This window comes from Dactylosporangium sp. NPDC048998 (assembly GCF_043197855.1).
GTDB lineage: Bacteria > Actinomycetota > Actinomycetes > Mycobacteriales > Micromonosporaceae > Dactylosporangium.
This window is the reverse complement of record NZ_JBICTV010000018.1, coordinates 134,326-156,077: the sequence shown is the minus strand read 5'-3', so window position 1 is coordinate 156,077 and position 21,752 is coordinate 134,326. Positions and strand designations below refer to the sequence as shown.

General features: G+C 72.0%; 19 protein-coding genes and 2 pseudogenes. 3 read left to right on the top strand and 18 right to left on the bottom strand.

From position 1 onward, the window contains the following. Positions 1 to 14: 14 nt before the first annotated feature. The 5 genes from hisH to hisD form a co-directional block, all read right to left on the bottom strand. Positions 15 to 653: an imidazole glycerol phosphate synthase subunit HisH gene (gene hisH, locus ACGFI8_RS31795; RefSeq protein ID WP_392810477.1), complete on the bottom strand. Its 639-nt coding sequence runs from the start codon at positions 651 to 653 to the stop codon at positions 15 to 17. 16 nt (positions 654 to 669) lie between these two features. Next, a complete protein-coding gene (locus ACGFI8_RS31790; protein WP_392810476.1) occupies positions 670 to 813 on the bottom strand; it encodes a hypothetical protein in 144 nt (47 codons plus the stop codon). Further along, positions 810 to 1,424 (bottom strand): imidazoleglycerol-phosphate dehydratase HisB, encoded by a 615-nt coding sequence (gene hisB / locus ACGFI8_RS31785; protein WP_392810475.1) that lies wholly within the window; start codon positions 1,422 to 1,424, stop codon positions 810 to 812. The genes ACGFI8_RS31790 and hisB overlap by 4 nt, the downstream gene beginning before the upstream one ends. 85 nt (positions 1,425 to 1,509) lie before the next feature. Next, positions 1,510 to 2,601: a histidinol-phosphate transaminase gene (locus ACGFI8_RS31780; protein ID WP_392810474.1), complete on the bottom strand. Its 1,092-nt coding sequence runs from the start codon at positions 2,599 to 2,601 to the stop codon at positions 1,510 to 1,512. Continuing rightward, a complete protein-coding gene (gene hisD, locus ACGFI8_RS31775; RefSeq protein WP_392810473.1) occupies positions 2,598 to 3,899 on the bottom strand; it encodes a histidinol dehydrogenase in 1,302 nt (433 codons plus the stop codon). Before hisD ends, ACGFI8_RS31780 begins: the two co-directional genes overlap by 4 nt. 260 nt (positions 3,900 to 4,159) lie before the next feature. Between hisD and ACGFI8_RS31770 the strand changes: the two genes are divergently transcribed. Next, positions 4,160 to 4,882 (top strand): LON peptidase substrate-binding domain-containing protein, encoded by a 723-nt coding sequence (locus tag ACGFI8_RS31770; protein ID WP_392810472.1) that lies wholly within the window; start codon positions 4,160 to 4,162, stop codon positions 4,880 to 4,882. Between the two features lie 168 nt (positions 4,883 to 5,050). Here the strand turns inward: ACGFI8_RS31770 and ACGFI8_RS31765 are convergent, their stop codons facing one another. Together ACGFI8_RS31765 and dnaE are read right to left on the bottom strand one after the other, a co-directional pair. Further along, positions 5,051 to 6,001, bottom strand: coding sequence for a hypothetical protein (locus tag ACGFI8_RS31765; protein WP_392810471.1), 951 nt, complete (start codon positions 5,999 to 6,001; stop codon positions 5,051 to 5,053). Between the two features lie 152 nt (positions 6,002 to 6,153). Beyond that, a pseudogene (gene dnaE / locus ACGFI8_RS31760) lies at positions 6,154 to 9,417 on the bottom strand (DNA polymerase III subunit alpha); the annotation flags it as partial. Between the two features lie 48 nt (positions 9,418 to 9,465). On the opposite strand from dnaE, the gene ACGFI8_RS31755 reads away from it, so the two are divergent. Then, positions 9,466 to 10,830: a transaminase gene (locus ACGFI8_RS31755; RefSeq protein WP_392810470.1), complete on the top strand. Its 1,365-nt coding sequence runs from the start codon at positions 9,466 to 9,468 to the stop codon at positions 10,828 to 10,830. Here ACGFI8_RS31755 and ACGFI8_RS31750 read toward each other — a convergent pair. Continuing rightward, positions 10,805 to 11,596: pseudogene (locus ACGFI8_RS31750) on the bottom strand (MinD/ParA family protein); the annotation flags it as partial. The gene ACGFI8_RS31755 and the pseudogene ACGFI8_RS31750 sit on opposite strands and share 26 nt — an antisense overlap. A gap of 420 nt (positions 11,597 to 12,016) precedes the next feature. Beyond that, positions 12,017 to 12,826: a hypothetical protein gene (locus tag ACGFI8_RS31745; RefSeq protein ID WP_392810469.1), complete on the bottom strand. Its 810-nt coding sequence runs from the start codon at positions 12,824 to 12,826 to the stop codon at positions 12,017 to 12,019. A gap of 126 nt (positions 12,827 to 12,952) precedes the next feature. Between ACGFI8_RS31745 and ACGFI8_RS31740 the strand changes: the two genes are divergently transcribed. After that, positions 12,953 to 14,467 carry a carbohydrate binding domain-containing protein gene (locus tag ACGFI8_RS31740; protein WP_392810468.1) on the top strand — a complete coding sequence of 505 codons (1,515 nt, stop codon included), beginning with the start codon at positions 12,953 to 12,955 and terminating at the stop codon, positions 14,465 to 14,467. A gap of 5 nt (positions 14,468 to 14,472) precedes the next feature. On the opposite strand, the gene ACGFI8_RS31735 is transcribed toward ACGFI8_RS31740, so the two are convergent. The 9 genes from ACGFI8_RS31735 to ACGFI8_RS31695 all read right to left on the bottom strand — a co-directional run bounded on the left by ACGFI8_RS31735 (position 14,473) and on the right by ACGFI8_RS31695 (position 21,639). Beyond that, complete coding sequence (locus tag ACGFI8_RS31735) at positions 14,473 to 15,402, bottom strand: RluA family pseudouridine synthase (RefSeq protein WP_392810466.1); 930 nt, start codon at positions 15,400 to 15,402, stop codon at positions 14,473 to 14,475. Further along, the gene (lspA, locus tag ACGFI8_RS31730; RefSeq protein ID WP_392810494.1) at positions 15,395 to 15,979 is read right to left on the bottom strand and encodes a signal peptidase II; all 585 of its coding nucleotides are present in this window, start codon (positions 15,977 to 15,979) and stop codon (positions 15,395 to 15,397) included. Before lspA ends, ACGFI8_RS31735 begins: the two co-directional genes overlap by 8 nt. After that, positions 15,976 to 16,407, bottom strand: coding sequence for a TraR/DksA family transcriptional regulator (locus ACGFI8_RS31725; RefSeq protein WP_392810465.1), 432 nt, complete (start codon positions 16,405 to 16,407; stop codon positions 15,976 to 15,978). The genes lspA and ACGFI8_RS31725 overlap by 4 nt, the downstream gene beginning before the upstream one ends. Positions 16,408 to 16,845: 438 nt before the next feature. Beyond that, entirely contained in the window at positions 16,846 to 18,363 is a 1,518-nt protein-coding gene (locus ACGFI8_RS31720) for a potassium/proton antiporter (protein WP_392810464.1), read from the bottom strand. Further along, positions 18,360 to 18,647, bottom strand: coding sequence for a DUF167 domain-containing protein (locus tag ACGFI8_RS31715; RefSeq protein WP_392810463.1), 288 nt, complete (start codon positions 18,645 to 18,647; stop codon positions 18,360 to 18,362). Before ACGFI8_RS31715 ends, ACGFI8_RS31720 begins: the two co-directional genes overlap by 4 nt. Positions 18,648 to 18,716: 69 nt before the next feature. Beyond that, on the bottom strand, positions 18,717 to 19,478 hold the full coding sequence (locus ACGFI8_RS31710) for a hypothetical protein (RefSeq protein ID WP_392810462.1): 762 nt from the start codon (positions 19,476 to 19,478) through the stop codon (positions 18,717 to 18,719). Positions 19,479 to 19,774: 296 nt separating this feature from the next. Next, on the bottom strand, positions 19,775 to 20,569 hold the full coding sequence (locus ACGFI8_RS31705; RefSeq protein ID WP_392810461.1) for a DivIVA domain-containing protein: 795 nt from the start codon (positions 20,567 to 20,569) through the stop codon (positions 19,775 to 19,777). 49 nt (positions 20,570 to 20,618) lie between these two features. After that, positions 20,619 to 20,924, bottom strand: coding sequence for a YggT family protein (locus ACGFI8_RS31700; protein ID WP_392810460.1), 306 nt, complete (start codon positions 20,922 to 20,924; stop codon positions 20,619 to 20,621). 19 nt (positions 20,925 to 20,943) lie between these two features. After that, entirely contained in the window at positions 20,944 to 21,639 is a 696-nt protein-coding gene (locus ACGFI8_RS31695) for a cell division protein SepF (RefSeq protein WP_392810459.1), read from the bottom strand. Positions 21,640 to 21,752 lie beyond the last annotated feature (113 nt).

Genomic DNA, 21,752 nt, shown 5'->3' with positions numbered 1-21,752 from the left:
ATCTGCTCACATTCTCAGAGCGTTCCGAGCCAGTTGGCCAGCAGCGTGGCGCCCGCGTCGCCGGACTTCTCCGGGTGGAACTGGGTCGCGCGCAGCACGTCGGTCTCGAACGCCGCGACGAACGGCTCGCCGTGCACCGCCGTGGCCACCCGCACGCCGGCCTGTCTCCTGGCATCGTGTGCCTGCGCGTCGATCACCGTCGGGGCGTAGGAGTGCACGAAGTAGAACCGGGTGTCGGCGGGCAGGCCCGCGCCGAGCACCGTGTCCTGCGGCCAGGTCACGGTGTTCCAGCCCATGTGCGGCACGACCGGCGCGTGCAGGACCGTCACCTCTCCGGGCGCCAGGCCCAGGCCCTTGGTGACCACGCCGTGCTCCTCGCCGGAGGCGAACAGGATCTGCATGCCAACGCAAATGCCGAGCACCGGCGCGCCGGCGCGGACCCGCTCGGCGATCGTCGGGCCGGCGCCGAGCTGCTCGATGCCGGCCATGCACGCCGCGTAGGCCCCGACGCCGGGCACCACCAGGCCGTCGGCCCGCGCCGCCTTGCCGAGGTCGTCGGTGACCTCGACGTCGGCGCCGACCCGCGCGACAGCCCGCTCCGCCGAACGGAGGTTGCCCGAGCCGTAGTCGAGAATCACTACCCGTTTTGCCACGGATTGACCTCCCTTCTCACAACCACAGCAGGCCGCCGGCCGCCGACAGCGCGGCCAGCAGCAGCGTGATCACGAACGGCACCTTCGACTTGCTCTGCTGCCGCAGCGACAGCGCCCCGCCGAGCAGCAGGCCGGCCAGCGCGAGCAGGGCGATGCTCACAGCGCGCCCTTGGTGCTCGGCACCGCGCCCGCGTTGCGCGGGTCGATCGCGCACGCCTGCCGCAGCGCCCGGGCGACCGCCTTGAACTGCGCCTCGACGATGTGGTGCGCGTCGGGCTGGGCGCCGTGCCGGCCCGCCCGCAGGATGCTCACGTGCAGCGTCACCCGCGCCGAGTGCCCGAAGGACTCCCAGATGTGCCGGGTCAGGCTGGTCGGGTAGTTGCCGCCGATGTGCGGGGCGATGTTCGCCGGCTCGTCGTGCACCACGTACGGCCGGCCGGACAGGTCCACCACCGCCGAGGCGAGCACCTCGTCCAGCGGCACCTGCGCGTGGCCGTACCGGGTCACGCCGGCCTTGTCCCCGAGCGCCTCGGCGAACGCGGCGCCGAGCGCGAGCGCGGTGTCCTCGACGGTGTGGTGCGCGTCGATCTCCAGATCCCCCACGGTGTGTACCCGCAGATCGAACCCGCCGTGCTTGGCGATCTGGTTGAGCATGTGGTCGTAGAAGCCCACGCCGGTGGAGATCTCCCCGACGCCGGTGCCGTCGAGGTCGAGCTCGACCAGGACCTTCGTCTCCTTGGTAACGCGCTCGACGCGTCCGGTCCGGCTCACGCCGACACCTCCGCTTCGCTCCGGCCACGGCGCGAGTCAAACCTGCGCCCCTGGTGAGCGGCCTCTCCGCTCCGCTTCGAACCGCTCACAACAACTCCTCGAGTGCGTTCAGGAAGGCGGAGGTCTCCTCCGGCGTGCCGGCGGTGACGCGCAGCCAGCCCGGCAGGCCGACGTCGCGGATGAGCACGCCCCGGTCCAGCAGGGCCTGCCAAACCCCCTTGCTGTCCCCGCGCGGCGCGCCGAACAGCACGAAGTTGGCGTCGCTGTCGGCGACGGGGAGCCCCCAGTCGAGCAGCGTGGCGACGATCCGGTCGCGCTGCTCCTTGACCGCGTCCACGGTGGACAGCAGCGCGTCGGTGTGCGCCAGCGCGGCCCGGGCGACCGCCTGGGTCATGGCGCTGAGGTGGTACGGCAGGCGCACCAGCTGCACCGCGTCGACCACGGCCGGGTCGGCGGCCAGGTAGCCGACCCGCCCGCCGGCCAGCGCGAACGCCTTGCTCATCGTGCGCGTCACGACCAGGCGGGGGTACCGCTCGACGAGGCTCAGCGCGAAGACGGTGCCCTTGCGGGCGAACTCCGCGTAGGCCTCGTCCACGACGACCATGCCCTCGGCCGCCTCCGCGACCGCCTCGACGACCTCCAGCGGCAGCGCCGTGCCGGTCGGATTGTTCGGCGAGCAGAGGAAGACCAGGTCGGGCCGCACCTCGCGGACCTTCGCGACGGCGTGCTCGGCGGTCAGGGCGAAGTCGGCGGCGCGCCGCCCGTCGACCCAGGTCGTGCCGGTGCCCGCGGCCAGCAGCGGATGCATCGAGTACGACGGGGTGAAGCCCAGCGCGGTGCGCCCCGGCCCGGCGAAGGTCTGCAGCAGCTGCTGCTGGATCTCGTTGGAGCCGTTGGCCGCCCACAGGTTGCGCCAGGTGAGCCTGGGACCGTGCGTATTACGGCTCAGATACTCAGCGAGGTCGGTGCGCAGCGCCACCGCGTCCCGGTCCGGATACCGGTTGAGGTCGCGCAGCACGCCGGCCAGCGACTTCTCCATCTCCGCGACGGCCGCATCCGGTACCGGATAGGAGTTCTCGTTCGTGTTCAGGCGGACGGCCACGTCCAGCTGGGGCGCGCCGTACGGCGTCATGCCCCGCAGCTCGTCGCGCAACGGCAGATCGTCGAGCGTCGTCATCCGTGGAACCGCACCTTCACCGCCGCGCCGTGCGCCGGCAGGTCCTCGGCGTCGGACAGCGCCACCACGTGGGGCGCGACCTGCTGGAGGGCGTCGTGCGAGTACTCGATCAGCTGCACCCCGCGCAGGAACGTCTGCGTCGACAGCCCGGACGAGTGCCGCGCGCAGCCGCCGGTCGGCAGGACGTGGTTGGAGCCCGCGCAGTAGTCGCCGAGCGAGACGGGCGACCAGGCGCCCACGAAGATCGCGCCGGCGCTGCGCACCCGCTCCGCCACGGTCCGCGGGTCGCGGGTCTGGATCTCCAGGTGCTCCGCGGCATACGCGTCGACCACCCGCAGCCCCTGGTCCAGGTCGCCCACGAGCACCGTCGCCGACTGCGGGCCGCTCAGCGCCTCGGTCACGCGCTGCACGTGCTTGGTCGCGGCGACCTGCCGCGCGACCTCGGCGTCGACCGCGTCGGCCAGCTCCACCGACGTGGTGACCAGCACGCTCGCCGCCAGCGGGTCGTGCTCGGCCTGGCTGATCAGGTCCGCGGCCACGTGCCGCGGGTCGGCGCTGTCGTCAGCGAGGATCGCGATCTCGGTCGGCCCGGCCTCGGCGTCGATGCCGACCGTCCCGCGCAGCATCCGCTTCGCCGCCGTCACCCAGATGTTGCCCGGCCCGGTGATCATGTCGACCGGCGCGCACGCCGGCTCCTCGTCGGTGAACCCGTATCCGAACATGGCGATCGCCTGCGCGCCGCCCACCGTGTACACCTCGTCCACCCCCAGCAGCGCGCACGCCGCCAGGATGTTGCGGTTGGGCAGGCCCGTGTCCTTCTGCGGCGGGCTCGTCACCGCGATCGAGGCCACCCCGGCCGCCTGGGCCGGCACCACGTTCATGACCACGCTCGACGGGTAGACGGCCAGGCCGCCCGGCACGTACAGCCCGACGCGGCCCACCGGCAGCCACCGCTGGGTCACCGTGCCGCCCTCGCCGAGGACGGTCGTGACCTCGGTGCGGCGCTGATCGTCGTGTACCTTGCGGGCGCGCGCGATCGACTCCAGCAGCGCGGCGCGCACCCCCGGATCGAGCTCGGCCTCGGCCCGCTCGATCTCCTCCTTCGGCACCCGCAGCTGCTTGACCTCGACACCGTCGAAGCGATGTGTCGCCTCGCGGATCGCGCTCGCGCCATGCTCGCGGACCGCTTCGACGGTCGGACGCACCTGCTCGGTGGCGACGGATACGTCGATGGCGGCTCGGGGCAGCAGACGGCGCGGGTCCTCGGCGGAGCCGCGCAGGTCGATCCGGTTCAACACCCTTGCGAGTCTATTCGGCGCCGCCAGCTGTTATGCGTCGCCGTCCCGCCCTGCGGGCTGTCGGGATCTTTGCCAGGTGAGCTCCCCCGGCTGCTGCGGCGGCCGAGGACGGGAGACGGTGGCGCGACGGCCGGTGGCAACGACGCGGCCGGGCACCACTCGGTGCACGAGGCGACCGACGTCCTGGCCGCCGACGGCCGTGAATTCTCAAGACCCTCTCCCGAGGGCCGCCTGGTCCGCGCTCGGCTACGCTTCGGCTCGTGGAAGCAGCGAACGAACCGGAGCGGACGCTCCTGCCGCTCTTTCCGCTCGGCACGGTCTTGTTTCCCGGGCTGGTGCTGCCGCTGCACGTCTTCGAGCCGCGGTACCGCACCCTCGTGCAGCATCTCACCGAGCTCCCGGCGAACCTGCCCCGCGAGTTCGGTGTCGTCGCGATCCGGCGCGGCTGGGAGGTCGGCCGGCAGACCGAGTCTGCGGACGCGACGATCACGGCCGGCGAGTCGCTGTCGCTGTACGAGATCGGCTGCGCCGCGGAGATCCGGCAGATCACCGAGCTGCCCGACGGCCGGTTCGACCTGATGACGGTCGGCCGGCGCCGGTTCCGGCTGCTGAGGCTGGCTCGCAACGACACGCCGTATCTGACCGGCGAGGTCGAGTGGCTCCCCGAGCCCAAGGGCGAGCCGGACCGCGAGGGCGAGCTCGCCTCCGGCGTGCTCGCCGCCTACCAGGACTACCTGCGCGCGGTGCGGGCCGACGACGACGGGGAGCAGCTGCCCGACGACCCGACCGTGCTGTCGCACCTCGTCGCGGCCACGGCCTCGCTGACACTCGAGGACCGCCAGTCGCTGCTCGCCGAGCCGGACACGGTCAGCCGGCTCAAGGCCGAGCGGGCCCTCCTGCGCCGGGAGGCCGCCCTCCTCGGCCAGGTGCGCGCCGTGCCCGTCGCCCTCTCCGACCTCGCGATTCCCTCCAGCCCGAACTGAGAGCCGGTCGAGGCCGGAACACCGCTTCCGTGATCACGGCGAACCGCGCACGCCGGTCGGCGCAGATCGCCGTATCACGCCCCGTTCTGGTCCACCCACCGTCCGGGCCGCACGGGGCCGAAGACCCAGGCGAGGCCGAGGCCGCCGGGCCGCGGATACGAACCTGGGTCAGGAGCGCGGCGGTTCGGGTTGATGCGAAGGTGCGGGCGCGGCCGAAGGGGATGACGAACCCGGCCCCGGCCAGGACGGCACGTCGGCACGCGGGGCCTCCGGCGGCGGAGGCGCCCCGGGGTCGGCCCAGCTCGCTCCCGGTGGCGGCAGCGCGGGCACCGACAGGTCCGGCGAGGGCGGGGACGCCGGCGGACCGAAAGGGGGCGATGAAAAAGCTGGCGGACCGAACGAGGCCGGCGAGGGCGAATCCGGATGAGCGAACCCCGGCTGGTCCGCGCCCAGCTGAGGCTGATCGGGATGGTCTGCGGCCGGGTATGGTCCGGCGGGCTGGTCCAGGTATTCGACGGGCATGTTGTCGTAGCGCAGCGTCGGGGAGGCGTGGAAGCCGGCCAGGCCCGTGTACACCGCGGCGGCCGCCAGGGCCTGGACGAGCATCGTGCCGCGCACCCACGGGATGAAGCCGAACAGCAGGCTCGACGTCCCCGTGCGCAGCTTCACGGGGCGGAAGATGTGGGTGTCGGCCGGGGCGTGCTCGGCCAGGTCGACGTAGTGCGCCCAGCCGACCTTGTTGCCGAGCCAGGCGCCCAGGACCGAGGCGCCGGCCGAGCCAACCACCAGGGCGGCCAGGACGATCGGGCCCCGGTAGCGGCGCAGCAGCAGCCAGGCGACAACGGCGATCAGGGCGCCCATCGCGATCGACATCAGGATGAACCAGCCGTCGTCGGCCCAGTAGCCTTCGGGCTCGCCCTCGATGGGATACGGGCCGTATTGCGTCTGCACGAGCTCCACGTGCGGCGCGAGCCTCGACCACAGCAGGCCGAACGGCGCGCCCAGGCCGGCGACCATCACGGCGGCGAGCAGGGCGAACAGCACCTCCCGCCCGATCGGCACGCGCGCCGGCGCGGGGGCCTCCGGCTCTTCGACGGGCGAAATCGGGGCGATGCTCACGATCCCATCCTGCCAGGCGCGAGACCCGACCCGGCAAGCGAGTCCGCCGCGCTCCCCGGGCCCGGCGAACCGGTCGGATCAGACAAACCCGGCGAGTCAGTCTGATGTCCGGAATGACCGGAAGGCGGGGCGTCGCTGCTCGGCGGGGGCAGGGTCAGGTCGGGCAGCGTCAGGTCCATGGCCATCAGCCGCGGCGCCTCCTCCCGGCGGTCCACCCGCCCCTTCACCGCCACGACCGCGTCCTCCGCCACCCATTGGTCGACGAGCTCATAGGTGTCGGGGAAGAACATCACCTCGACGCTGCCGTCCAGGTCTTCCAGCACCGCCGACGCCCACGGCCGCCCCTGCCGGGTGACCTTGCGCTGCACGCCGGAGAGGATGCCGGCCAGGCGGACGACCGCCCCGTCGGGGACGGTGCCCTCCTCGGCGAGCGCGGCGATCGGCCGGTCGGCGGAGCCCCGCAGCACGTGCTCCAGGCCGCGCAGCGGGTGGTCGGAGACGTAGAGGCCGAGCATCTCGCGCTCGAAGGCGAGCCGCTCCGGCTTGTCCCACTCCATGGCCGGGACCGGCGGGGCGCTCATGAGCGGGGCGCCGAACAGGTCGAACTGCCCCATGGCCTCGTTGCGCTTGACGCCCATGACCGCGTCGAGGGCGTCGGCGTGGACGCTGAGCAGGCCGCGGCGGGAGTGGCCGAGGGAGTCGAAGGCGCCCGCCTTGATGAGCGACTCGATGGTCTTGCGGTTGCAGACCACCTGGTCGACCTTGCCCAGGAAGTCGTAGAAGTCGGCATACGCCCCCTTCTCCCGGCGGGCCCGGATGATCGCCTCGACCGCGGCGGGGCCGACGTTGCGGATCGCGCCGAGGCCGAAGCGGATGTCGGCGCCGTCGGCGGCGAAGCGGCCCTGCGAGGAGTTGACGTCGGGCGGCAGGACCCGGATGCCCATGTGCCGGCACTCGGCGAGGTAGACGGCGGAGCGGTCCTTGTCGCCGCCGACCGAGGTGAGCAGGGCGCTCATGTACTCGGCCGGGAAGTTGGCCTTGAGATACGCCGTCCAGTAGGCCACCAGCCCATAGGCCACGCTGTGCGCCTTGTTGAACGCGTAGTCGGAGAACGGCACGAGGATGTCCCACAGGGTGCGGATCGCGCCCTCGGAGTAGCCCCGCTCGCGCATGGCCGGCGCGAACAGCGTGAGCTCCTCGTCGAGGATCTCCTTCTTCTTCTTGCCCATCGCCCGCCGCAGCCGGTCGGCGGCGCCGAGGGTGTAGCCGGCGACCCGCTGGGCGATCGCCATGACCTGCTCCTGGTAGACGATCAGGCCGTAGGTGTCGCCGAGGATGTCCGCGAGGGGCTCGGCCAGCTCGGGGTGGATGGGCGTGACCGGGCGGCGGCCGTTCTTGCGGTCGGCATACTCGTTGTGCGCGTTGGCGGCGATCGGCCCGGGCCGGTAGAGCGCGCCGACCGCGGAGATGTCCGCGAAGCTGTCGGGCGCCATCGCGCGCAGCAGCTGGCGGACCGGCGTGGCGTCGAACTGGAAGACGCCGAGCGTGTCGCCGCGGGACAGCAGCTCGTACGTCGGCCCGTCCTCCAGCGACGCGTCCTCGATGACGACGTCGACGCCCCGGTTGTGGCGGATCGCCTCGAGCGCGTCTTCGAGGATCGTGAGGTTGCGCAGGCCGAGGAAGTCCATCTTCAGCAGGCCCATCGCCTCGCAGGCGCCCATGTCCCACTGGGTGATGATCGCGCCGTCCTGCTCGCGCCGCTGGATCGGCAGCACCTCGAGGAGCGGCTCGCGGGACAGGATGACCCCGGCGGCGTGCACGCCCCACTGGCGCTTGAGCCCCTCCAGCCCGCGGGCGGTGTCGACGACGGTGCGCACCTCGGGCTCGGCCTCGTAGAGCCGGCGCAGCTCGCCGCCCTCCTTGTGCCGCGGGTGGGCCGGGTCGAACACCCCGGACAGCGGCATGTCGCGCCCGAGCACCGGCGGCGGCACGGCCTTGCTGATCCGCTCGCCGAGGGAGAACGGGAAGCCCAGCACGCGCGCGGCGTCCTTGATGGCGGCCTTCGCCTTGATCGTGCCGTAGGTGATGATCTGCGAGACGTGATCGGCGCCGTACTGCTCGGTCGCGTAACGGATCACCTCGCCGCGCCGGCGCTCGTCGAAGTCCATGTCGATGTCGGGCATGCTCGGGCGCTCCGGGTTGAGGAAGCGCTCGAAGAGCAGCCCGTGCGCGAGCGGGTCGAGCTCGGTGATGCCCAGCGCGAAGGCGACCAGCGAGCCGGCCGCCGAGCCGCGGCCTGGGCCGACCCGGATGCCCTCGTGGTGGGCGTGCGCCACGAGGTCGGCGACGACGAGGAAATAGCCCGCGAGGCTGGCGCCGGTGATCACGGAGAGCTCGTAGTCGGCCTGCCGGGCGTGCGGCTCGGGCACCCCGTTCGGGAACCGCCGGGCGAGACCGCGGCCGACCTCGGCGCGCAGGTGGGAGTCCTCGGTCTCGCCGGGCGGCACCGGGAAGCTCGGCATGAGGCTGCGCGCCGCGAAGACCTCGGCGTAGTCGCCGATCCGCTCGGCGATGGCCAGCGTCGCGTCGCAGGCGCCGGGGACCTCGGCGTCCCAGATCCGGCGCATCTCCTGCGCGGACTTGAGGTAGAAGTCGCGGGCGTCGAACTTGAAGCGCTTCGGGTCGGCGAGCGTGGTGGCCGACTGCACGGCGAGCAGCGCCTCGTGGGCGTCGGCGTCGCCAGCGAAGGTGTAGTGCAGGTCGTTGGTGGCCACCGGGGTGAGCCCGAGCCGCTTGCCGAGGCGCAGCAGGTCGGCGCGGACCCGGGTCTCGATGTCGAGGCCGTGGTCCATGAGCTCCAGGTAGAGGTTGCCGGCGCCGAAGATGTCGCGCAGCTCGCCGGCGGCCGCGCACGCGCGCTCGAAGTCGCCGATGCGCAGCCAGGTCTGGATCTCCCCCGACGGGCAGCCGGTCGTGGCGATCACCCCCGGTGCGTGCCGCTGCAGCAGCTCCCGGTCGGCGCGCGGCTTGTAGAAATAGCCCTCGGTGCTGGCCAGCGACGACAGCCGGAACAGGTTGCGCAGCCCGGTGGCGTCGGCGGCCAGGAGTGTCAGGTGGGTGTAGGCGCCGCCGCCGGAGACGTCGTTCTCCCCGCCGTCGGCCCACCGCACCCGGGTGCGGTCGCGCCGGTGGGTGCCGGGCGTCAGGTAGGCCTCCACGCCGAGGATCGGCCTGATCCCGGCCCGGACGGCCTGATGGTAGAAGTCGTGGGCGCCGAACATGTTGCCGTGGTCGGTCATGGCCAGCGCCGGCTGGCCGAGCCGGGCCGCCTCGGCGAACAGCGGGCCGAGGCGCGCCGCACCGTCGAGCATCGAATACTCGGTGTGCACGTGCAGATGTACGAAAGACTCCCCCACGGCCCCGAACCTATCGCCGGGGTACGACATTTTGCGAGACTCCAGGGCATGATCAACCGTGACCGGCTCGACGCGCTACTGCGCCGCGAACGAGCCGCCTTCGCCGAGCGCAACCCTCGTTCGGCGGCCGAGTACGCGCAGGCCGGACACCTCTTCGGCCGGGTGCCGATGACCTGGATGAACAAGAAGGCGGCGGGCTTCCCGCTGTATCTCGCCGCCGCCCGCGGCGCTCGGGTGACCGACGTCGACGGGCACGAGTACACCGACTTCTGCCTCGGCGACACCGCCGCCATGGCCGGGCACTCCCCCGAGCCGGTGGTCGCGGCGGTCCGGGAGCGCTTCGACGCCCTCGGCGGCGCCTGCGCGATGCTGCCGACGCCGGACGCGGCCTGGGTCGGTGCGGAGCTGACCCGGCGCTTCGGCGTGACCCGGTGGAGCTTCGCGCTGACCGCGACCGACGCCAACCGCTGGGCGATCCGCCTGCTGCGCGCGCTGACCGGCCGCCCGAAGATCCTGTTCAACAGCTACTGCTACCACGGCTCCGTCGACGAGTCGCTGATCGTCCTGCAAGGTCAGGAGGCACGCAGCCGCGAGGGCAACGTCGGCGCGCCGGTCGACGTGACCATGACCAGCCGGGTCGCCGAGTTCAACGACCTGGAGGGGCTGGAGCGGGAGCTGGCGCACGGGGACGTGGCCGCGGTGGTGATGGAGCCGGCGCTGACCAACATCGGCATCGTGCTGCCCGAGCCCGGCTACCTGGCCGGGGTGCGGGAGCTGACCCGCCGGTACGGTACGTATCTGCTCAACGACGAGACGCACACGTTCTCGGCCGGCCCGGGCGGGGCGACCGGCGCGTGGGGCCTGGAGCCCGATGTGGTCACGATCGGCAAGGCGATCGGCGGCGGCATCCCGGCCGCGGCCTACGGGCTGTCGGAGCAGGTCGCGGCGGCCATCGACGATATCGAGGGCCTCGATCTCGTCGACATGGGCGGCGTGGGCGGCACTCTGGCCGGCAACGCGCTGTCGATCGCGGCGACCCGGGCCACCCTCGAGCACGTCCTGACAACCGATAACTTCAGGCAGATGTCCGAACTATCGGAGAAGTTCGCACTGGGCGTGCAGCGCGTCATCGACGAGCACGAACTGCCGTGGTCGGTGACGCGGCTGGGCGCAAGGGTCGAGTACCGCTTCGCGAACCCGGCGCCGCGTACGGGTACCGAATCAAATGCGGCGGCCGACGCGGACCTGGAGGATTATCTCCACGTCTACCTGGCGAACCGGGGCATTCTCCTCACCCCGTTCCACAACATGGCCCTGATGTGCCCCGCCACCACCGAGGCCCAGGTCGACCAGCACGAAGAGGTCTTCGCGCGGGCGATCGGCGAGCTCACCGGGCGTGCGGATCCATCATGACCGCGGCCGCCCGCAGCCAGGCGCGCTTGGTCGCCGGCGCCAGCATCGGATATTCGATGTTGGAGCCGCTCTCCAGCGCCGGGTCGTAGGGCACCACCACGACGGCCCTGGTCCGGGTGCGGAAGTGCCCGGCCAGGTCCTCGATCAGCGGGGTCGGGTTGGGCGTTGGGCAGGACAGCAGGGTCACCGCGTTGGCGACCAGCTCCTCCATGCCGGCCTCGTCGAGCAGGTCGAGCATCCAGTCGGCGGTGAACGCGGCGTCCTCGCGCGGCACACTGGTGACCACCAGCTGGTCCGCGGCCTGCAGCACGGTCTGCCAGTTGGGGCTCTCCACGTTGTTGCCGGTGTCGATGCAGATCACGTCGTGGGTGCGGCGCAGCAGCTCGAGCACGCGACGCACCGTGTGCGGGTCGAGACGCTGCGCGAAGCGCGGGTTTTCCTCGCCGGCGAGCACGTCGTAGGAGCCGTCGGAGGCGTGCCGCAGGTAGTCATCGAGCATGTCGTAGAGGTCGTAGCCGGTCGCGTGCTCGACTCGGACCAGGTCGGCGATCAGGTGCCGGATGGTGCGGGCGTGCCGCGCGCTGCCGGCCCGCAGGCCGAGCGTGCCGCGCAGCTCGTTGTCGTCCCACGCGATGACGCCCTTGCCGCGGACGCTGCCGATGGTGGCGGCGGTCAGCACGGTCGCGGTCGTCTTGTGCACGCCGCCCTTGGGGTTGGCGAAGGCCAGCACCTTCGGGGTGGGAATCTCCTGGCGGAGCACCTGCACCATCTGCTCGGTCGGGTCGGCCGGGCGGGCTTGGTACTCGACCATGGGGCCGCGCCGCACGGGCCCGTCGGAGCGGGGCGGCGCGTCGGGGGGGCGGGTGCCGTTGCTAGGTCGCATTGGCTCGTCATCGTAGGGCCGCGAGGGCGGATACGGGTCCGTGGGGCGCTCAAACCTGCCGTCGTAATCCAGATCACCCGGGCTCGCCCGGCCCAGCAGGGCCCGGTCGAGCAGCGAGCGCCATCGGGGAGCCGGCTCAGCCGACCTGTCCCAACCGGCATCGCCCCGCTCAGCCACGCTTGGCCCTCCCTCACACCCGCGCGCAGAAACCCGTACCTCAGGCTACGGACCGAACACTATTCGGACCACACCTGCGCGCCCATCCCCTGCATCAACTGCACGACAGGACGAAGGGATATCGCCTCAAGACGGACGGGGGGACGCGGTCGCCGGCTCGGCCCCCTCGCTCACCGGCTCCGCGACCGTAGTCTGCTCGGGCAACGGGGGCCGGAACACCGTGCGATCGAGGCGTTGCAGATCGGTGATGGGGTCGACGACGCGGGTCTCGGGCCGGGCGGCGACGGCGCGCAGTGCGGCCGGCGGGGCGTACACGACGGCGGCATAGACGCATGAGCAGTGCTCGCTGTAGGCGGTCGCCTCCTTGTCGGCGACGATCGCGCCGGAAAGGTACATGTCGCGCGCCTCGCTCGGCGCGTCGTCGGCGCGGGCCAGCAGGTCGCGGTAGTGCCGCGCCTCCCCGGTCTTGCGCCGGGCGGTCTCGTCCATGGCCGCGACCACGTCGTCGGGCAGCCGGTACGCGCCGAGCCGGACGAGCTCGGTCTGCGTTTTCGGCAGCGGTACCCGGGCGAAGACGCTCGACACCGAGACGTCCGCGAGCACCGGGGCGAGCCGCTCGGGCGCCAGGTAGGCGGTGAACGACACGAGCGCGTAGACCGGTGCGTCGCCCGGCAGCGCGGCCAGCTCGTCGCGGCCGGCCTGCACGTACGCCGGGATCGACCCGCCCTGCGCGACCCCGACGCGCAGCACGTCGCCCAGCGACGGGTCGCTGCGGGGCCGGTCCGACCGGTGTACCGCGAGCAGCGTGACGGTCACCGCGAGCACGCCGACGACGGCGGTGAACGCCCGCAGGCGCTGGGCGCCGCGGAAGATCCGGGCGAGGACGTCGCCGACCGGCGGGAGAAGGCGCTGGTCGAGTTGCTGGAGCCGCTTCATCGCCACGTCAGGGTCGCACAGCGCTTCCTTAAGGGTGACTCACGGGGTCTTGACATCGGCCCATGGAAGGATTTCTATCAGGAAGGTTTCCTAATAGAAACCCATCCCCACCGGAGAAGAGGTCCCATGCGCAGATCGACCACGATCCGTGCGATCGGAGCCGCCGCGGTAGCGCTCACCGCCGCCGGGGTCGTCCTCGCCGTCACGCCGTCCGCCCAGGCGGCGACCGCGATCCCCGCCCACGTGTTCGCCCCGTACTTCGAGGCGTACAACGGCGACAGCCTCAACGGCCTGTCCCAGCAGTCCGGCGACAAGTACCTCACGATGGCGTTCATCCAGACCGCCAGCCGGGGCTCGTGCACCGTGTACTGGAACGGCGACACCGGCATGCCGATCGCGAACTCCACGTTCGGCAGCGACATCGCCGCCATCCGCGCCCGTGGCGGCGACGTGATCCCCTCGTTCGGCGGCTACGCGGCCGACAACGGCGGCACCGAGATCGCCGACAGCTGCACCGACGTCAACCAGATCGCGGCGCAGTTCGAGAAGGTCATCACGACCTACGACGTCACGCGGATCGACCTGGACGTCGAGGACAACTCGCTGACGAACACCGCCGGCATCGACCGGCGGAACAAGGCGATCAAGATCGTCGAGGACTGGGCGGCGGCCAACGGCCGGACCATCCAGTTCGTGTACACCCTGCCGACCACCACGAGCGGGCTCGCCGCCAGCGGCCTCGCGGTGCTGCGCAACGCGGTGGCCAACAACGCCCGGGTCGACATCGTCAACCAGATGACGTTCGACTACTACGACAACCAGCCGCACCAGATGGCCAACGACACCAAGACGGCGTCGAACGGGCTGTACGGTCAGCTGCAGCAGCTGTACCCCGGCAAGACCAGCGCGCAGCTGTGGAGCATGATCGGCGTCACCGAGATGATCGGCGTCGACGACTTCGGCCCGGCGGAGACCTTCACCCTCGCCGACGCCAACGCCGTGTACAGCTGGGCGACCCAGCAGGGTATCGCCGAGCTGTCCTTCTGGGCCCTGCAGCGCGACAACGGCGGCTGCCCGGGCGGCGCGGCCGCGGACAACTGCTCCGGCATCTCGCAGAAGACCTGGGACTTCTCGCACATCTTCGCCCCGTTCACCAGCGGCGGCGGGGGAACGAGCTCGCCGAGCCCGTCCAGGAGCGTCTCACCGAGCCCCTCCCGCAGCGCCTCGCCCAGCCCGAGCCAGAGCACCCCGCCCGCGGGCGGCCTGGTCAACGGCGACTTCGAGACCGGCAGCCTCGCCCCCTGGTCCGGCGGCCTGTGCAGCATCGTCACCACGCCCGTGCACGGCGGCACGAAGGCCCTCAAGGCTGCCGCGTCGAGCTCGGACAACGCGCAGTGCGGCCAGACGGTCGCCGTCCAGGCCAACCGCACGTACACGCTGAGCGCCTGGGTCCAGGGCAGCTACGCGTTCCTGGGCGCCACCACGGCGTCCGGCGACGTGAGCACCTGGACGCCGGGCGGCTCGTCCTGGACCAAGCTGACGGTCACCGTCAGCACCGGCAGCTCCACCTCGATCAAGGTGTGGGTGCACGGCTGGTACGGCACCGGGACGATCTACGTCGACGACGTGACGCTGGTCTGAACCTGTTATGCGGCGGCGCTCAGGACGTCGAGCGCCGCCGCCAGGTCGGCGGGGTACTCGCTGACGAACGACACGTACTCACCGGTGCGCGGATGCTCGAACCCCAGCTCGCGGGCGTGCAGCCACTGCCGGGACAGCCCCAGCCGGTCGGCGAGCGTGGGGTCCGCGCCGTAAGTCAGGTCGCCCACGCAGGGGTGGCGCAGCGCCGAGAAGTGCACCCGGATCTGGTGCGTGCGCCCGGTCTCCAGCCTGATGTCGAGCAGGCTGGCCGCGGGGAACGCCTCGAGCGTGTCGTAGTGGGTGATGCTCGGCCGCCCGCCGGAGACCACGGCGAACTTGTAGTCGTGGCTCGGGTGCCGGTCGATCGGCGCGTCGATCGTGCCGCGCAGCGGGTCCGGATGGCCCTGGACGACGGCGTGGTACCGCTTCTCCACCTCGCGGGCCTTGAAGGCACGCTTGAGGGCGCTGTACGCGGGCTCGCTCTTGGCCACCACCATGAGCCCGGTCGTGCCGACGTCGAGCCGGTGCACGACCCCCTGGCGCTCGGCCGCGCCGCTGGTGGCGACCGTCTGCCCCATCGCCGCCAGCCCGCCGATCACGGTCGGGCCGGTCCAGCCGGGGCTGGGGTGCGCCGCCACGCCGACCGGCTTGTCGACCACCACGATGTCCTCGTCGCTGTAGACGATGGCCAGCCCGGCGACCGGCACCGCCTCGATCACGACCGCGCCCGGCGGCGCCGGCAGGGTGACCTCCAGCCAGGCGCCGGCGCGCACCTTGTCCGACTTCGGGCGGACCTCGCCGTCGACGGAGACGTCGCCCGCCTCGACCAGGTCCGCCGCGGTCGTGCGGCTGAGCCCGAAGAGCCGGGTGAGGGCCTGGTCGAGCCGCGTGCCGTCCAGCCCGTCGGGCACCGGCAGCGAGCGGACCTCACGCATCGCGCTCGGCCTTGACCGCCGTGACCCGCGTCCCGTCGCGCCGGCGGCCGGAGAACTCCAGCAGGATCGCCAGGATCACCCCGACCGTCAGCGCCGAGTCCGCGATGTTGAACACCGGGAAGTGCCCCGCGTGGTCGTCCAGGAAGCTGAACATGTCGACCACGTGCCCGCGGAACGGCCCGGGCGCCCGGAACAGCCGGTCGCCGAGGTTGCCGGCGGCGCCGCCGAGAATGAGGCCCAGCGCCACCGCCCAGGCCGCCGAGGCGGTGCCCTTGATCATCCAGACCAGCCAGGCGATCACGCCGAGCGCGATGAGCGGGAAGATCCACGTCTGGTCGGGCAGCATGCTGAACGCCGCCCCGCTGTTGCGCGTGTAGATGACGTAGATCAGGCCGCCGAGCAGCTTCACCGGCTCGCCGTGGGCGATGGTCGAGGTGGTCCACTGCTTGACGGCCACGTCGATCGCGACGATCGCGACGGCGACGAGCCCGAAGACGGCCCAGGCGCGGGTTCGCGGCCGCGTCCTGTTCTCGGGTTCGGGCTCGGTCCGATCCTGGGTGGGATCCTGGGTGGTCAGCGCCGCTCCTCCAACTGCTTGCAGGTGACGCAGAGCGTAGCGGACGGGAACGCGGCCAGGCGCTCGACCGGGATGGGGTTGCCGCACTTCTCACACCAGCCGTAGCCGCCCTCGTCAAGCCGCTCCAGCGCCCGCTCGACCTGCGAGATCCGCTCGGCCAGGTTGTTGGCGATGGTGATCTCCTGCTCGCGCTCGCCGGTCTTGGTGCCGGTGTCGGCCTGGTCGTCTCCGGCGGAGTCGGTCAGGCGGTGCTGCTGCAGCTCGTGGATCTCGAGCAGCGTCTGGTCGTGCTCCGCCTTGAGCTCGTCGCGGCGCTCGATCAGCGCGACGCGGATCTTCTCGGTCTCGGCTGCCGTGCGCGTGCCACGGGCGGGCTTCGCCCCAGCGGTCTTGGCCGCGGTGGTCTTCGGTTCTGCGGTCTTGGCCATTGTGGCTCCCTCGGCCGCACGGGCGGCGGTTGACGTGGTCGGCGCTTTCCTGGTGCTGATGGTGCTGTTGTTCGCGGTGGTACGGCCGGAAGTCCGCCCGGTCGCCGCCGCCCGCTTGGTGGCCTTTCTGGCCGATGTGGCGTTCGTGACGTTGCCGCTCTTGGTCCGGGACGACGTCCCGGTGGTGGTCCCGGCTTGCCGAGCGGCGGGTTTCTGTGCTCTTGTCACAGTGGTCACTCCCGTCACATCGGTGGCACTGCCCCGCCCGGCACCGCTCGCTGACCGGCCTTTCGGCACGGCATCAGCCCGCTCGGCCATGGCTCCCCCAGATGCAAAATGGGCGCGCGACGCGTGTCGCGCACTCCAGTGGCTGGCAAGAATACGGAATGTACACGCGTCCGACAAACGCGCCACACGCATTCCGGCCAATTGGATCAGTTATTGGCGCCGATCCTCGCCATGTTCGGCAAACCAACGAGCAAGTCTTCCACGCCTGCTCACGGCGCGCAGCCGTTGCTCCGCGGCGTCGCGCACCTGCTCGGTCGTGACGATCAGGAGGCTGTCGCGGGTCTTCAGGCGAGTCTCGGGCGCCGGCACGAACGCACCGCCGTCGCGCAGCACCAGCGTCACGACCGCACCGACAGGCAATCGTAACTCGTCCACGTGCACCCCGTTGAGCTTCGAGCCCGCAGGCACCTCGACCTGCAGCAGATCGGCTCGCATGCGCTCCAGCGGGGCCGCCTCGACCTGCAGGTCCGTCGGTTCGGCGGGCGCGGTGACGCCCAGCCGGCGCGCCACCGGGGGCAGCGTCACGCCTTGTGCCGCCGTGTAGATCACCACCAGCACGAACACCACGTTGAACAGGTTCTGCGCGCCGGGCAGGCCGGCCGAGAGCGGAATCGTGGCGAGCACGACCGGCACGGCCCCGCGCAGGCCGGCCCAGGACAGGAAGGCCTGGTCGCGCCAGCCGAGGCCGGAGCGGCTGAAGGCGAACGGGGCGGCGCTCAGCAGTACCGACAGGGGGCGGGCCAGCAGCACCAGCACCAGGCCGACGACGAGCGCGGTGATCACCGCGCCGCCCAGCTGGCGCGGTGAGGCGAGCAGGCCCAGCAGCACGAACAGCCCGATCTGGGCCAGCCAGGCCAGCCCGTCGGCGAAGCCGAGCATGGCCCGCCGGTGCGGCAGGCGGGCGTTGCCGAGCACGACGCCGGTGACGTACACGGCGAGGAACCCCGAGGCGTGCGCGACCGCCCCGGCGGCGTACGCGAGCACGGTCAGGCCGATCGCGGCCAGCGGGTACAGGCCCGCCGAGGGCAGCGCCGCGCGGCGCAGCGCCCAGGCGCCGCCGAACCCGGCCAGCAGCCCGATCGCGGCGCCGGCCACCAGCTCGTAGCCGACCAGGGCGAGCTCCTCGTACCAGGGCCCCTGGCTGCCCAGCGGCGCAGACAGCAGCACGACGAGGATGACCACCGGCGCGTCGTTGATCCCGGACTCCGCCTCCAGCAGCGCGGCCAGGCGCGGGCGCACCGGCACCCGGCGCAGCGTGGAGAACACCGCCGCGGCGTCGGTCGAGGAAAGCACCGCGCCGTAGAGCAGCGCCTGCTGCCAGCCCACGCCCAGCGCCGCGTGCACGACCGCGCCGACCACCGCGACGCTGACGACCACGCCGAGGGTGGAGAGCACCACCGCCGGCCCGAGCACCGGCCGCAGCGTCGACCAGCGGGCCGTCAGCCCGCCCTCGGCGATGATCACGACGAGCGCGCAGATGCCGAGCGTGCGGGTCAGCTCGGCGTCGGTGAACCGGATGCCGAAGCCGGCATCGCCGATCACGAGACCGAGCAGCAGGTACATCAGGAGGCTGGGCAGCCCCAGCCGGACCGACAGCCGCACCGCACCGACGCACACCAGCAGGACGGCCGCGCTGACGAGCAGCGCGATGTTGAGCTCGTGACTCAACGGCGTCCGGCCAGCAGCTCGGCGACCCGCTCCGGCAGGTCGTCGGGCGGATCTGCGAGCTCGACCAGCTTGTCACGGCTCGCGGCGCCGGCCTTGAGCCGCAGCGCGGACGGGCGCACCCCGATCGCGCCGGCCAGGGCCCGCAGCGCCGCCTCGGTCGCCTGCCCCTCCACGGGGCGGGCGCCCACCGCGACGATCACCGCCGGGCCGTAGGGCCCCGGGTGGCTACCGCCGACCGCGGTGCGCGACGCACCCGGCCTGACGCGGATCGCGATGGTGACCATGCCTCATTGTGAAGGTTCACTCGAACGAGGTCGACCCTCCGCCCGGCGGGAATACTCCGGCCGGACCGGTCAGCGGCGGGCGGCGAGCAGGACGTCGTTGGGGGCGCAGGTGCTGCACGGGGTGAAGCCCAGCTCGACCGCCTCGTGCGCCGGCAGCGGCTCGTGCTCGCGGCCCAGCAGGTGCGGGCAGGTCGACACGTGGTAGCGCGGGCGGCCGTCGATCACCAGGACCTCGGCGTCCAGCGTGGCGACCCGGGCCAGGTCCGCGGCCGAGGAGTGCTGGATCGACGGCTCGTCCGCCGGGTCCTCGTCGTCGAACTCGTCATCGTCGTCATCGTCGTCGTACGCGAGGGCCCCGTGGGCGCGCTCGTAGCCGGACGGGTACTCCTCGTAGCGGCCCTGCTCGCCGTCGCCCGGCGGCGCGACGGCGGGCTCCGGCTCGTCGCGCACCGGCGCCATCATCGCCGTCTCGTCCGCGGCGGCCGGCCGGCCGCCGACGGGGGCGCCGTAGGTGGTCCCCGTGCGCGCGCCCGCGCCGACCGCCTGCCGCTCGGCGCGCCGGGCGTACTCGCTGGAGCCCGACAGGTCGAGATCCTCGACGCCCAGGTGGGAGGCGAGCGGGTCGTAGCGCTCCACGGGCACCTGCCGCCCGGTGCGGGTGGTGCGGGCCGAGCGCGCCGCCGCGGCCTGGCGGCCGCCGACGATCAGCGCCACCGCGGCCAGCAGGCTCGCGCCGATCGATGCCACCAGCAGGGCGTCCGAGCCCTGCACCAGGCCGAGCACGAGCAGGCCGACGGCCACCACGATCAGCAGCAGGCTTCCGACGATCACGGCCCTGTCCCTCCGCAAAGGCGATCCCGGCGCGAGTGCAGAGCCTCCCCGGGCGAGTGTCTCTCAGCCGGTACAACGACCGAGCCTGCCGGAAGTCTCCCAAAGCTCCCTGCGCCCGGTCTGGCCCGCTAGAGCTTCACGAAGGCGGCGCCCCAGTCGAAATTCGACTGGGGCGCCGCGTGTCGCATTGACCGGCCGCGCGTGACATGCCTGCCGGCCGTCTGCTCTGTGCCGTTGAGTTCACTCGTGCGGGTGCCGTGTCGTGTCGTGTCGCCTCGGGACCTGGCTCGAGGCGGTCAGCGACCGGCGCCCTCGTAGCCGCCGGCAAGGCCGGCCGTGGCCAGGCCGCCGCCGACGGCCGGACGCGCCGCGCCCTCGTTGCGCGCGGCCATCTCGGCCTCGAGGCTCTGCTCGCGGCCGGTGAGGTCGCGCAGCTGGCTCTCCAGGTAGGCCTTGAGGCGGGTGCGGTACTCGCGCTCGAACTGCTTGAGCTCCTCGATGTGCTTCTGCAGCGCGGTGCGCTTCGCGTCGAGGCCGCCCATGGCCTCCTGGTGGCGCTGGCGGGCGTCGCGCTCGAGCGCGTCAGCCTTCGCCCGCGCGTCGCGGGTGACCTCCTCGGCCTTGGTGCGGGCGTCGGAGAGGAGCTTGTCGGCCTCGCGGCGGGCGTCGGACACGTGGTCGTCCGCGGTGCGCTGGGCCATCATGAGGACGCGCAGCGCCTGCTGCTCGCCGTCGGCGCCGCTGGCGCCGACGGCGCCACCCTGCGCACGGATCTGGTCGAGCTCCTGCTGCATGCCGCGGGCGGCCGCCTCGGCGGACGACTTCTCCCGCTGGACGCGCTCGAACTGCGTCTTGAGATCGGCGAGCTCCCCAGCGAGGCGGGGGTCGCCACCGCCGCCGGACGCGCCACGCGCCGGGCCGCCACCGCGCTCGAGCTGCGCGCGCAGCTCGTTGTTCTCTTCGATCAGCCGGGCGAGCTCACGCTCGACCTCGTCGAGGAAGGCGTCGACCTCCTCCTCGTCGTAGCCCCGTTTGCCGATCGGGGGCTTCTTGAAGGCGACGTTGTGAACGTCGGCCGGGGTCAGCGGCATCGAAACTCCTCGGGTCAGTTGCGGCCGCGTGGCCGCCGAGCGGTGCGTGTCACGAGAACGCCGCGATCAGCCGCCCTAACACGACGTACATCAGCACGAACAGGATAACCAGCAGCACAAGCGAAGACAGGTCCACGGCCACGGTACCAATACGCAGCGGACGAATCACCCGTCTCAACGCTTTGAGCGGCGGATCGGTGACGCTCCACACCACTTCCAGCGCCGCCGCGGCACCCCGGCCGGGCTGCCAGCGGCGTCCGAACTGCATGACGTAGCCCATCACGAAGCGTGCGAGGAGCACCACCAGGAAGAGGTAGAGCAGCAGATGCACGATCTGCAAGGTGATGGACACCACGGCGTTTGAAGTCCTCGCATCAGCTCTGGTTGAAGAACCCGCCCTCGGCGATCTTAGCTTTGTCCTCCGCAGTGACCTGGACATTTGCCGGAGAGAGCAGGAAGACTCGGTTGGTCACCCGCTCGAAGTTACCACGCAGCCCGAATACCAGCCCTGCCGCAAAGTCGACCAAACGTTTGGCGTCCGCCTCGTCCATCTCGGTGAGGTTCATGATCACCGGAACGCCGTCCCGGAAGTGCTCGCCGATCGTGCGTGCCTCGTTGTACGTCGTGGGGTGCAGCGTGGTGATCGCGTAACGGCGATCGTCGTTGTCTTCCTCCATCACGGGACGCTCCCGGAGCGAGCTGGACGGGGCGAGCACGAGATTGTCGCGGGTCGGGTAGCTGACCGACGCGCTCGGGCGCGTGATCGACCGCACGGTGCTCGTCCGGCTCGCGGCCTCGAGCCGCTCGGCCGCCGAGAGGCGCTCGGACGCGCTCAGCCGCTCGGAGGCCGACAGGCGCTCGGACGCGCTCAGGCGCTCGGAGGCCGACAGCCGCTCCGAGGCGGCGAGCCGCTCCGACGCCGTCCGGGCGCGCGGCGCCGGCACCTCGTCGACGTCATCGTCGTCGTCGAGGAGGTCGTCGCCGTATCGGTAGTGACGATCGTCGTAGCCACGATCGTCCTCGTCCTCGACCAGGCCGAGCCAGACGCCCGCCCTGCGCAGAGCACCCATACGCGCTCCTCCGTCCACCGCCATGCGGCACTTCCCCCCGTTGTCGGTGCCACCGACCACGTTGTGCGACACCGCCCCGCCGGCGCAGAACCACACCCGTGTAGTTTTTCCGT